Origin of the sequence: Nitratidesulfovibrio oxamicus (assembly GCF_015731765.1) — a bacterium.
In the GTDB taxonomy this organism is placed as follows: domain Bacteria; phylum Desulfobacterota; class Desulfovibrionia; order Desulfovibrionales; family Desulfovibrionaceae; genus Cupidesulfovibrio; species Cupidesulfovibrio oxamicus.
The window spans coordinates 1-12479 of the sequence record NZ_VRYY01000582.1 but is presented as its reverse complement, the minus strand read 5'-3'; the positions used below and the strand labels follow the sequence as shown (position 1 = coordinate 12479).

The following is a 12479-nucleotide window of genomic DNA, read 5'->3' as shown; positions in this document are numbered from 1 at the left end:
GACGACTCCCGCCGGAAACGCGGCCAGGGGCGCACATCCGGCGCGGCCCCGGCTGACCGCATGGCCTACGCCACCTGCACCGGGGTGCGCAACGCGCCGCCGCGCCTGTCCCTGACCATTCCGCCCGACAACCTCGACGCCGCCACATGGGACCAGATCGAAAGCGCGCTGGCCCTGCCCTGCATGGTGCATCTGGCCGTCATGCCAGACGCCCACGCGGGCTACGACCTGTGCATCGGCGGGGTGGCCCTGCTGGACGGGCACATCAGCCCCAGCTTCGTTGGCTACGACATCGGCTGCGGCATGTGCCACGTGAACACCGGCCTGCCCGCGGACGAGGTGCTGCCCGACGAGGCCGCGCGGCAACTGCTGTTCGACCGGCTGCGACTGGCCATCCCCGTGGGCACCGCCACCCGCGCCCCCGGCGAATACGACCTGCCGCGCTTCACCAGCGCCAGCGGAGACACGCAACTGACCGACGCGGTCAACGCACGCCAGACAATCCAGTTGGCCACCCTTGGCGGCGGCAACCATTTCCTTGAAGTGGGGGTGAACAAGCGCGGTGAAATCGGCGTCACCGTGCATTCCGGCTCGCGCCGCTCCGGCTGGGACATCGGGGCATGGTACATGAAGCAGGGCAGGCTGTTCCCGCTCGTTTCGCGCCTTGGCCGCGCCTACCGGCAGGACATGGACTGGGCGCTGGACTACGCCCTGCAGAACCGCCGCCTGATGCTGGAACACGCCCTGCGCGCGCTGGCCGACGTGCACCGGCAACTGGCCCGGACCACACGCAAGCGCCCTGCCCGCCCCGCCAAACCCGCCGGGGGCACCGGGAACACAGCCCCCAACGGTCCCACCGTTCAGCCGGACGCCAAAGCATCAGTGATACCCCTCCCCCAGCCACCCTTGACCGAGCAGGAAATATCCTTGCTGCTGGGCCGCATGATCAACGAGAACCACAACCACGCCGTGGTTCTGAACCAGTCCGGCCCTTCCGGCGCACCGCTGGTGCTGCACCGCAAGGGCGCAACCCCGGCTGACGCGGGCCAGCCCGGCGTCATTCCCGCCAACCAGCGGGACGGGGTGTACGTCACGGAAGGGCTGGGCAACGCGGAATACCTGTCCTCGGCCTCGCACGGGGCTGGCCGCCGCATGTCCCGCAACGAGGCGCAGCGCACCATCCCCCTCGAGCGATTCCGGTCGCAGATGCGCGGCATCATCTGCCGCGCCGACAGGGGGGTGCTGGACGAGGCCCCGGACGCCTACAAACCCATCGCGGAAGTGCTGGCGGCGCAAGACGGCGTGCTGGTGCGGATCATCGACCACTTCCGCCCGCTGGTGGTGCTGAAAGGGTGATGGGAACCCGGTAGGAGAGGGACAACAAGGTCGCCCCTCGCCCGCCCCTTCGCGCATCGGCTCACCTTTTCCACAAGAGAGGTGACAGGCCATGCACCGCCCCTCCCTTCCATCGCCCGAGGCTACATACCGCACGTAGCCGTGTGCGACGCCACGCTGTTGCACGACACATGCGCCACACCGCCTCCTCCGCTACACCCCGCCTGCGAGAGCCATGCGCACATCGCATTCCGCCGGGCAGATCACCCGAAGGTGCTTTGACCGAGGGAAGCTGCCCGGCAGGGAATGCGGTGCAGGATGCCCACCGGTAAAGGCACCCTCGCTTCACCATGCCTGCGAGAGCTTTGCGCGCATTGGCGGCACCGGCGGCAGATCACCCGAAGGCGCCCCGCGCCGGAGGGAAGCTGACGCCGCAGGGACGCCGCGCAGGATACGTCGGGGGTTCAGGGGGCAGCGCCCCTTGAAGCGCGGGGATGCAAGGGGCCATCGCTTAATGGCCCCTTGCCCGCCGGAGGCATAACGAAATCGAGGGCGACTAGAGAGGCGGGACTGTCTTCGTAGAAGCCCGGCCATATACGCGCAACACGTCTTCCCTCTCCCTTCCCCCTCCCCTTCCCTTCCCCCAACAAAAAAAGCGCCCGGTCATACCGACCGGGCGCTCTCTTCTCACATCAGACCGCGTGGCGACTCGCAGCCGCCCCGCGACTAGAAACCGAAACCGTCGTCGCTGGCGCCGGAGGCGCCAAAGCCGAAGGTATCGGGCACGCCGCCGCTGGTGTCTTCGGCGGGCGCATCGAAGTCGGCCATGGCGCCACCTTCGGCGGCAGCCGCGCCAGCGGCGCCGGCGGCGGCCACGGGCAGGGCCTTCAGGGCTTCCTTGACGGCGCGGGAAACGATGTCCTTCACGCTGGACTCGATTTCCTTCTCGTCAATGGCCACCTTGCCGTTGAAGGGAGCCAGTTCCTTCTTCAGGTTGGCGATGTCGCCGTTCAGGCTCTGGACCTTCTGCTCGGACTGGCCAAGCTTCTTTTCAAGGTCGGCGGCCTGGCCCTTGAAGGGGGTCAGTTCCTTCACCTGGGCCTGCAGACCGGCCACGGTTTCTTCCAGGTCGGCCACGTTGGCCTTCAGCGCGGCGATCTTGTCCAGCACCACGCTGATGCCGGCCAGTTCCGCGGCGGAAATGGGCTGGAGGGACACGTTGTCGCCAAGGCGGCCACATTCCTTCTTCACCCAGTCGTCGTAATTGCCTTCGGCTTCACCGCACTGCATGAACGCGGGGTTCTGGCTGTACAGCCAGCCCTTGGCCATGGGCGCCACGGCGGCTTCTTCTTCGGTGGCCAGGGCGCGCTGGGCCAGGTAACCCAGCAGGTCGGACACGTCGGCACCGGCTTTCCCGGCGACCAGGCCGAGAACGGTTTCCATCTTGAACACTCTGCGACCTTCGTCAGACATTGCAGCCTCCTGATATCGGAAGAATGACTTCTCGGTTCGTTGTTCCGGCCGGGCGCGCGCCTTCGCGCGCCGCCTTCTCTGCCGCTAGCGGCGGCCCATGGCGCGCACGTAGGTGAGCGCGGCGGTACGGTACACAAGGTGGCCGAGCTTCGACCACGGCAGGTAGGCGAACAGCATCCACACCGCCACAAGGTGCACGTAGTACACGCTGTAGGCGACAGGAGCGATGCCCGCGAGGCGGAACAGCTGGCTGAGCACGCCGGTGACGGCCACAACCCAGATGACGCCGAGCAGATACCAGTCGTAGTAGTTCGAGCTGGTCTTCTTGGGATCAAGCGCCTTGCGACGCACCGTAAGGATGGCCAGGCCCACCAGCAGCATCACCGCGCCGATGTTGGCCAGGATCTTCACGGGGAAGGTCTGGGGCATGGGCGTGTGGACCGCGATGGCCGGAATCACCTTGCCGCCCCAGTGCCCCACGGCCACCACGGCGGTGACGAAGGCCAGGATGACGAAGGAGTACATGAGAACCATGTGGCCCACCTTGCGGTCGGACTTGTCCGCGCCGCAATCCTTGAACTTGGTGTGGGTCAGCACTTCCTCGAGGATCACGTCCACCAGGTGCAGCGTCCAGTGCTTGGTCTTGCCGAGCATCATGGTGCGGCCTTCAGGCTCGAACGACGCGATGAGGTTCTTGGTCCCCTTGAACAGGATGCCCACCGCCGTGAAGAAGGTGAGGATGAAGATGGGGTCGATGGTGAAGTCGCCGGGGAACAGCTTGCCGAACACGATCTCGCCTTCGGGGAAGACGGAACCGTTCACGCCGGCCATGATCGCCCAGACCACCGCCCACAGGATGGCCGGGATGGCCACCAGGATGGGCAGGTACTGGGCGGACGACAGCCACTTGCCAACCACGGAGGGCTGGGTGAGGCGGGCGTAGGTCATGTTGCGCAGGGCGGACAAGAGGTCGCCGGGCTTGGCGCCACGCGGGCACAGGTCGGAACAGGTGCCGCAGTTGTGGCACAGCCAGATGTCCACGTCGGACAGCAGCTTGTCCTTCAGGCCCCACGAGGCCCAGACCATCTCCTTGCGGGGATAGGGGTTGTTTGTGGGGGAGATGGGGCAGGCCACGCTGCAAGTGGCGCACTGGTAGCACTTCTTGAGCGATTCGCCACCGACTGCCTGCAGTTCTTTGACGAACTCAAGATCGGGTTGAATCCTGACGGGTTGAGCCATGTTCCATCTCCTCCTAGTACCCCTTGAACGGGTTCGGACCCTTCTCAAGGATCATGTTCATGAAGTCCTCGATCACGCCGGGGAGCTTGTCGTACTCGTCAATGGCGACTTCGTACTGCTCCACGCGGTCCGGTTCCACGCCAAGGCGGTTCAGCGTCTCGGCAATGTTCTCCTTGCGGCGCTTGCAGATTTCCGAACCCTTGACGAAGTGGCACTGGTAGTCGTCGCCGTACTTGCAGCCCAGCATCATCACGCCGTCGATGCCCTTGGACATGGCGTCGGCAACCCAGATGGCGTTGACCGAGCCAAGGCAGCGCACGGGAATGATGCGCACGTACGGGCTCCAGTGCTTGCCGCGCAGCGCGGCCATGTCCAGCGCGGGGTAGGCGTCGTTCTCGCAGGCCAGGATGACCACGCGGGGGCCGCCCTTCTTCATGTCCGGCGGCACGTTGATCTCGCGGATCATGGAACCGATCTGGTCGACGTTGTAGTTGGCGAAGGAGATGACGCGCTCGGGGCAGGCGCCCATGCACGTGCCGCAGCGGCGGCAGCGGGCGGGGTTCGGCTTCGGCGTGCCCTTTTCATCGTCGTCCAGCGCGCCGAAGGGACATTCCTCGGTGCAGCGCTTGCACTGGGTGCAGCGGACGAAGTTGAACAGCGGGTACGACAGGTCGCCCGAGCGGGGGTGCACCGCAACGCCCTTGTTGGCGGATTCGATGCACTGGATGGCCTTCATGGTGGCGCCAACGGCGTCTTCCTCGGCGGCATCCAGCATCATGGGCTGGCGCACGCAACCGGCGGCGTACACGCCCGTGCGGCGGGTTTCGTAGGGGAAGCAGATGTAGTTCGAGTCGGCGTAGCCTTCGAACAGCTCCAGGTCCGGGAAGGCCGGGCCCTGGCGGTAGTCGAAGTTGACGATGGGATCCTTGGCGGTGGCGGGCACGATGCCGGTGGGCAGCACCACCATGTCCACGTTGATCTCGATGTCGTCGCCGATCAGGGTCTTGTCGCACAGCACGTTCAGGCTGCCGTCGGCGGCCTGGGTGATGGCGCGGATTTCCGCCTTGGACATCATGACGCCCAGGCGATCCTGCGCGGCCTTGTAGAATCGCTCGTGGATGCCCTGCACCACCATGCTGTCGTACAGGATGAAGGCTTGGCCTCCGTCGAAGGCGTCGCACACGTAACCGGCCTGCTTCAGGGCAACAACGCTGCTGATGGCGTTGGAGATGGGCAGGTGGCGCACGCTTTCGTGGTCCTTCACCGCCGGGGCGGCGGCTTCGCCTTCCGCCGGGGCGGGGGCTTCGGCCGGGGCCTCGGGGGCGCACAGTTCGGCATAGGGGTCGGCGGGCTCGGCCAGCGCGGTGTTCAGGATGAAGGCCACGCGGCGGGCGGTGATGGTGCCCGTCTTGGCCATCTTCTCGAACTCGGCGGCGGTGACCACGTTCTGCAGGGAGCCGTACCCGAAGGGTTCGAGCACCTTGGTGTCCTGCGGCTGCCAGCCGGTGGCCAGCACCACGGCGCCCACCTTCACTTCCTGTTCGCCGGAAGCAAGGGCGATGGTGGCGGTGAAGTCGCCGGGCTGCCCGGACAGCTTGGCCAGCTTCGCCTTGGTGTACACGGTGATATTGTCGTCAGCCTGCACGGCGGCGATCTTCTTTTCGATGCCGGTGTCGTGCACGTCGGTGTAGGGGTGGCTGAGCGGGACGGTCTTCAGAAGGCCCAGGGCGCGACCGCCGAGGACTTCGTCCTTTTCCACCAGCACCACTTCGTGCCCGGCCAGCGAGCCGTTGACCGCGGCGGTAAGGCCGGTCCAGCCGCCGCCCAGCACCAGGATGCGGCGCACGCCCTCGGAGGGCGAACCGTCAGGCGCGGTGGTCTTTTGCAGCCGCACCACGCCCATGTTCACGTAGTCGGTGACCAGCATTTCAAGCAGTTGGGGGGCCGCTTCGGGGTCGGCCAGCGAGCCGTCGGGATTCTTGTAGCTCATCACGCCCTGCTCACGCAGGTTCACGCGGTCCACAAGCACGCCTTCGAACTCGTAGAGGTCCCAGTCCACGCGGGGCGAAGCGCCGCACAGCAGCACGCCGTCCAGCCCTTCTTCCTCTATGTCGGTAGCGATCTCGTCGCGCGCCTTCTTGTCGGCAAGGACGGGAAAGACCTTGCAGACCGGCGTGAGATCGCCCCATTTGCCGCCAACGGTGTCGGCAAGGGAATCAAGGTCGAGACCGCCGCCGATGCTCGACTGGTCGAAATAGACGCCAATTTTGGTGGCCATTCTGTATTACCTCCCTCTCACCGTTTGAATCGCCTTCAGGGCGGCGCTGGTGCCGGACTGGGCGGTGCGCATCACGTCGAGCGGCTTCTGGGCGCACCCGGCGGCAAAGATGCCCTTTTCCTCGCCGCCGACGATGAAGCCTTCCTCGTCAACGGGCACGTCGAAGGGCAGCTTCTGCCCGGCAAGGCTGGGCTGCATGCCGGTGGCCAGCACGACAAGGTCGTAGCGGTACTTGCGCTTTTCGCCCTTCACCGCGTCTTCCACCTCGACGATGACGTCGCCGGTGGCGGCGTCTTCCTCGACGCCGGCGACCTTGCCCTTGACCAGGGCGATCTTTTCGTCCGCCTTCACCTTGCGCAGGAACTTGTCATAGCGGCCGGGGGTGCGCAGGTCGATGTAGTACACCGTCACTTCCGCGTCGGGGTACTGCTCGCGCACGTACAGGGCCTGCTTGAGGGAGGCCATGCAGCAGATGTAGGAACAGTAGTTCAGGTGGTTCTGATCGCGCGAGCCCGCACACTGCACGAAGGCCACCTTCTTGGGGGCCTTGCCGTCGGAGGGGCGCTTGATCTGCCCGGCGGTGGGACCGCTGGCCGAGGCCAGGCGTTCCAGTTGCATGTTGGACACGCAGTTGGCGAACGCGCCAGCGCCAAGGTTGGTCAGCCTGGTCACGTCGTACGGCTTCCACCCGGTGGCGACCACGATGCTGCCCACATTCAGCTCGATGTCGCGGGGGGCTTCGTTCATGTCGCAGAACGCGCTCTTGCCGACCTTCAGTTCGTCGGCGCGGGAAAGCGCGGCCTTGTCGAGCACGAAGCGGCTGGGAAAGGCGAACGGCACACTCATGTACAGCGGCTTGCGCTTGGCGAGGCCCAGTTCGAACTCGTTGTCGACGTCGCTTTCAAGGGAGGAGGCGAGCAGGGAAAGATCGGCGCTGCTCGGCACGGTGCCGCGCGGCTCGATGTGCACCTTAACGGTGTAGTTGCCGGCATCGCCGGACACGGCGGTCACTTCCGCCTGGGTGAAGAACTTGATGCGGGGGTTCTTCTTGATGCGCTGGAACTGGATTTCCAGACCGCAGGAGGGAGGGCAAAGCTTGGGGAAATATTTATTCAGCTGCGCAACCCGCCCGCCAAGAAATGGTGTTTTCTCGACGATGTACACTTCATAGCCGACTTCCGCGGCTTCAATGGCGGCCGTAAGTCCGCTGAAACCGCCTCCGACGACGAGTATGGAGTTCGACATTCTCGCTATCCTCCCTACAGTTTATCGGGCCTTCGTCAAAACGGCCTAAGCCCAGACAATAAGGCATGCTTACTGCCCCGGCTTAGGCCGTCCGGGTGAAAGGAGAAAGGGGCGGTTGCGGCTTGCCGCAACCGCCCCTGAAGCTCACCTATTCGGTGGGAATGATCTGGTAGTAGGGCTTCTTGAAGATCTTCGTTTCGCCCTTCTTGGGATCATGCTTGGAGTTCACGAAGCACTTCCACTTGGAGTCGTCGAGGCCCATGAAGTCGGCACGGTAGTAGAAGCCGGGGTAACGGGACTCTTCACGGAAGCGGATGTGCTGCATGTGCAGGCGCACGGTCCACAGACGGTGGTAGTTTTCCCAGCAGCGCAGCAGTTCGTGCAGGTCACGAGCGGCCAGCTTGAGGGAGTCTTCTTCCATCATGTCCATGAGCGCGAAGCCGGTGTCCAGCGCCGCAGCGGAGGTGGTGTAGTAGGTACCGCAACCACCGCCGTATTCATCGGTGCACTTCACGAGGCGCATCATGAAGTTCTTGGGGCTGATGTAGGTCGGGTTCACCACCGGATCGGTGGAGGCGTCCTTGCCAGCCAGGTAGTTGTAGTAAGGACGGTAGATGAGCTGCTTCAGCTCTTCGGCCGTTTCCTTGATGGCGGGCTTGAAGTCCTTGTGGTCGATGCACCAGCGGACCATCTGCTTGCCGCAGATACGGCCTTCGGCGTGCGAACCGGAGGAGAACTTGTGGCCGGAAGCGCCCACGCCGTCGGCGCAGGTCCACAGGCCCATGACGGTGGTCATGCGGTTGTAGACCTTGCCGTTGTCCGCGCGCACCTTGTAGTCTTCGGGCACCCAGGCTTCGTCCGGACCGGACACCCAGATACCGCAGCAGCCGGAGTGCGAGCCGAGCAGGTAAGGTTCGGTGGGCATGATTTCCGAGCCGCGTTCTTCGGGCTGGATGTTCATGCAGGCCCACAGGTTGGCCTGACCCACGCACATGTCGAGGAAGTCTTCCCAGGCTTCGGACTCGAGGTGCTTCTGCTGTTCGGGGGTCATGGTGGCGAAGGTGTTCTGCAGGGCGGTCTTGGTGTCCATGTAGATGGGACCGCGACCTTCGCGCATTTCGCGAAGCATCATGTGGTTACGCAGGCAGGTCGGAATGACGTGACCCTTGGCGTAGCCGCGATCTTCGTAGGGCTTCAGCATTGCGCGGTTGGTGGCGCAGTAGTCTTCACCCTTGTAGTTGGTGGCCTTCGCCTTGAACAGCAGGAACCACGCGCCGACCGGGCCGTAACCGTCCTTGAAGCGGGCGGGCACGAAGCGGTTTTCCATCATGGTCATTTCGGCGCCGACCTGGGCACACATGGTGTAGGTCGAACCGGCGTTCCACACGGGGTACCAGGCGCGGCCCATGCCTTCACCAGTGGAGCGGGGCTTGTACACGTTCACCGCGCCGCCGCAGGCAACCATCATCGCGTTGGTACGGAAGATGTGCACTTCGTTTTCGCGCAGGTTGAAGCCCACGGCGCCAGCGATGCGGTTGTCGGTGTTGGCGTCAAGCAGCAGCTTCACGATGAAGATACGTTCCATGATGCGGGATTCGCCAAGGGCGTTCTTGGCCGCTTCGGCCACGATGCACTTGTACGATTCACCGTTGATCATGATCTGCCAGCGACCGGAACGGACGGGGTCGTCGCCAGCGCGCAGCGACTTGCCGGCGGCCTTGGCCTGGGCGCCGTCGAGGTTGTGGCCGTGTTCGTCCTTGATCCAGCAGGGCAGGCCCCACTCTTCGAACAGGTGCACGGAGTCGTCAACGTGACGGCCAAGGTCGAAGATAAGGTCTTCGCGCACGAGGCCCATGAGGTCGGTGCGGACCATGCGCACGTAGTCGTCGCAAGGGTTCTTGCCGAGGTACGTGTTGATGGCGGACAGGCCCTGCGCAACGGCGCCGGAACGCTCGAGGGTGGCCTTGTCCAGCAGCATGATCTTCAGGTCGGGGGCATACTTGTCGGCCCAGCGAACGACTTCGAACGCGGTGCCGCAAGAGCCCATACCACCGCCGACGATGAGAATGTCGACGTCATGTTCCTTCACGATGGGATCGGCGATGGCCACACCCTTCGGCTGTTCCTTAACGGGAATCATCGGCATAGCTAAATCTCCTTATCGCAATGACTTGCGGTGGGTTCCGAACTAGCGGTTGCCGCCTTCGCAACCGGTTTCATACCAGCACTGGCTCAGATCAGAGTCGCTGATCGCGGCCTTTTCACCCAGGGCAACCTTGGGAGCGATGAGCGCCGTTTCGGTGAACAGCAGTTCATTTTCCAGGTCGCCAGCTTCGGGCTTGCCGTCGAAGGGCTTGATGGAGCCTTCGGGGGTGGTACGAATGGGGAACTTGAAGCGCTTCACATTCCCGTTGCGGAACTTGACGGTCCACATGATGGAGTCGGCCGAGCGCATGGGGATGCAGGTGCCGCCCATGGGCGCGAAGTCGGCGTAGGGGCGGGCCGTGATGGCGCCCTGGGGGCAGATCTTCACGCAGGAGTAGCATTCCCAGCAGGCTTCGGGCTCCTGGTTGTAGGCCTTCATGGCCTCGGCGTCGAGGATCATGAGGTCGTTGGGGCAGATGTACATGCAAGCGGTCTTTTCGCCACCCTTGCAGCCGTCACACTTGGACGGATCAACATAAGTCGGCATACCTTATCCTCCAACTCAGCGAATTAAGGGGTTATACCTTGTCAGCCTCAACCCATGCGGATCCCACCATCATGTCGATGGAGGCTGAAAAAGCAGGTTCGGGAGCCTGCCTTTTCGGACTGCATCGCCCTCTAGCGGCCTGATCGTGTTGCTTGTGACTGATTTAACAATGTGGCCCGATAGTGTCAAGCAACTTGTTCAAACCCTTCACAAGGATACGCCATGGGCTTGTTTTTGCGTGGTTTATTGGGACATTTCGCCACGTTGCGCTGCCCATGGGGGGCGAGCCCGCCGCACTGCCCCTTGCGGTGTATCGTGAAGCAGGCAGAGTTTCAAGACCGTCCGCCGTCGTTTTCCGGCCTTTTATCCATTTTTTCACGAAAGACCGCCCTGAACGGGTTTCCGACAATGAGGGATCGGCCCGATTCCGGACTGGGATGCATGGCTATGACTGTTCAAACAAGCAGTTACATGACTCCGCGACACCCTTGCGACGCCCTTGTGACGGTATGCGCATGAAGCACAAACGTCACCCCGGGGGCACCCCACATGCCCCGCCGCCTCGCGGGTGCGCCCACACAACACACCTGCAATGGCTTGACATGAAAGAGAATGCACCAGAAATACCACCCCTGCCGGGCATGTGCGCATTGTCTCAAGCCGGTGACGAAACCCCAGTTACAAGGAACAGAACCACACGCAGCGCAAGTCGAGCTCCCGCCATGTCGGGCCTCCGCTCCCTCTCTGCCGTGCAACCGCCCCCCTCCTCCCCTGCGTGCTGTCCTGCCCGCTTCCATGCCGGGCGCCATTACGTGCGCCATGTCGGACACCTTCGCGGCGTGGCGCGGGCCTTGCCACTTGCCGAAGCGCACGTTTCGGGCTAGGTGGTACGCCACATCACCATCCCAACACAGGTTTCCCCATGCATGACAACAACGATTCCCCGTCCGGCCGTCCGGAACGGGATGATGCGTCCCAGCCGGAACGCTTCGAACGCGCCGAGCGCCCCGAACGGGCAGAGCGCCCCGCCCGGCCCGACCGCTCCGACAGGGGCGACAGGCTCGACAGACCCGCCCGTTCCCCCCGGCCCGGACAGGGCCGCCCCGCTTCCGGCCAGTCGCTGGTCGAATCCATCATGGAACTCGACCGCGACATCATCCGCCTGCTGGCCAAGCGCGCCCGTCTCTTCCAGAAGGTGCGCGGCAGCCGCCGCTCCGGCGTGTCATCCGCCCCCGCGCGCGACACCGTGGCCGAAAAGCAGCTGCGCGAGGCGTGGGAAAGCGCCGCCGCGCGCGTCAGCCGCGACCCGCGCTTCGTGCGCCAGTTGTTCGCGCTGCTGCAGGAAGTTGAAATGCAGGAGCGCAGCCCAGAAGGCGAAGTGCGCCCAAGCTTCAACCTTGCCCCGCCGCGCCGCCCCGTCTCCATCAATATATATGGACCGCTGGCCATCCGCCCCACCCGACTGTGGGTGGCCCTGGCCGCCGCCGCCGGTGCGGAGGCCAACATAGAGGGCGCCATGCTGGGCGACCACCTGATCGACGCCGTCAAGGCGCTGAACCAGGCGGGCGCGCACCTGTCGTGGGAAGGCGACGCCCTGGTGCGCAGCAAGGGCGGCGACCCGCTGGAGTTCACCGACAAGGTCATCTACGCGGGTGACGATTCCCTCAATTTCCACCTGCTGGCCGCGCTGTCTCTTGGCGCCGTAGGCAAGGTCAAGTTCACCGGCGGCCCGGCGCTGAAAATGGCCGACACCACAGCGCTGCGTCAGTTCCTGCCGCTGCTCGGCGCGCGTCTGGCCCCCGTGGTGCCCAAGTCGTCCGGCCTGCCGGTGCGCCTGGAATGTTCCGGCGTGCTGCCCGACGAGGTGCGCATCCCGGCGGAACTGCCCGCCGACGCGCTGACCGCGCTGCTGCTGGCCGCTCCGTTCTGGAACGCCCCCATCACCCTGCACTGCGCCGGTCACCCGAATGCTTCTGCGTGTATCGCGGAAGTGCTGCCCCTGCTGCACTCCTGCAAGGCTGGCGTGACCACGCTGGGCGAAACAGGCGACGACGCCCTCTCCGTGCGCGTCACCCCCGTGCCCGCCACCAGGCTGCGCGTGCCCAAGGCCCCCACCATGGGCATCGACCCGCTGGTGGCCGCCGTGATGCTGGCCATGCCCGCCTTCACCGGTGGCGAGGCCCGGCTTTCCGGCACCTGGGACGCCGCGCAGCCCCA

General features: G+C 64.7%; 8 protein-coding genes. 2 read left to right on the top strand and 6 right to left on the bottom strand.

Annotated features, from left to right (window positions below):
• On the top strand, positions 1-1356 hold a 1356-nt coding region (locus tag FVW20_RS19825), incomplete at its 5' end, for an RtcB family protein (protein WP_307831597.1).
• Between the two features lie 705 nt (positions 1357-2061).
• Here the strand turns inward: FVW20_RS19825 and FVW20_RS15860 are convergent.
• From FVW20_RS15860 to aprB, 6 genes are all read right to left on the bottom strand, one after another.
• Entirely contained in the window at positions 2062-2808 is a 747-nt protein-coding gene (locus tag FVW20_RS15860) for a hypothetical protein (protein WP_196610364.1), read from the bottom strand.
• An 84-nt stretch (positions 2809-2892) separates the two neighbouring features.
• A complete protein-coding gene (gene qmoC / locus FVW20_RS15855) occupies positions 2893-4047 on the bottom strand; it encodes a quinone-interacting membrane-bound oxidoreductase complex subunit QmoC (protein WP_196610363.1) in 1155 nt (384 codons plus the stop codon).
• Positions 4048-4060: 13 nt separating this feature from the next.
• A complete protein-coding gene (locus FVW20_RS15850) occupies positions 4061-6325 on the bottom strand; it encodes a hydrogenase iron-sulfur subunit (protein WP_196610362.1) in 2265 nt (754 codons plus the stop codon).
• Positions 6326-6331: 6 nt separating this feature from the next.
• Positions 6332-7570 carry a CoB--CoM heterodisulfide reductase iron-sulfur subunit A family protein gene (locus FVW20_RS15845; protein WP_196610361.1) on the bottom strand — a complete coding sequence of 413 codons (1239 nt, stop codon included), beginning with the start codon at positions 7568-7570 and terminating at the stop codon, positions 6332-6334.
• 148 nt (positions 7571-7718) lie between these two features.
• Positions 7719-9716 (bottom strand): adenylyl-sulfate reductase subunit alpha, encoded by a 1998-nt coding sequence (gene aprA, locus FVW20_RS15840; protein ID WP_196610360.1) that lies wholly within the window; start codon positions 9714-9716, stop codon positions 7719-7721.
• A gap of 42 nt (positions 9717-9758) precedes the next feature.
• Complete coding sequence (gene aprB, locus FVW20_RS15835) at positions 9759-10262, bottom strand: adenylyl-sulfate reductase subunit beta (RefSeq protein ID WP_196610359.1); 504 nt, start codon at positions 10260-10262, stop codon at positions 9759-9761.
• A gap of 922 nt (positions 10263-11184) precedes the next feature.
• On the opposite strand from aprB, the gene FVW20_RS15830 reads away from it, so the two are divergent.
• Positions 11185-12479, top strand: a 1295-nt coding sequence (locus tag FVW20_RS15830) for a chorismate mutase (RefSeq protein WP_196610358.1), incomplete at its 3' end; no start/stop codon positions are given.

What these genes read in the sequence shown, in the direction of transcription:
- FVW20_RS15845 (WP_196610361.1), bottom strand. Translation starts at nt 7,570, where the DNA reads ATGTCGAACTCCATACTCGTCGTCGGAGGCGGTTTCAGCGGACTTACG.
- FVW20_RS15860 (WP_196610364.1), bottom strand. Translation starts at nt 2,808, where the DNA reads ATGTCTGACGAAGGTCGCAGAGTGTTCAAGATGGAAACCGTTCTCGGC.
- qmoC (WP_196610363.1), bottom strand. Translation starts at nt 4,047, where the DNA reads ATGGCTCAACCCGTCAGGATTCAACCCGATCTTGAGTTCGTCAAAGAA.
- aprB (WP_196610359.1), bottom strand. Translation starts at nt 10,262, where the DNA reads ATGCCGACTTATGTTGATCCGTCCAAGTGTGACGGCTGCAAGGGTGGC.
- FVW20_RS15850 (WP_196610362.1), bottom strand. Translation starts at nt 6,325, where the DNA reads ATGGCCACCAAAATTGGCGTCTATTTCGACCAGTCGAGCATCGGCGGC.
- aprA (WP_196610360.1), bottom strand. Translation starts at nt 9,716, where the DNA reads ATGCCGATGATTCCCGTTAAGGAACAGCCGAAGGGTGTGGCCATCGCC.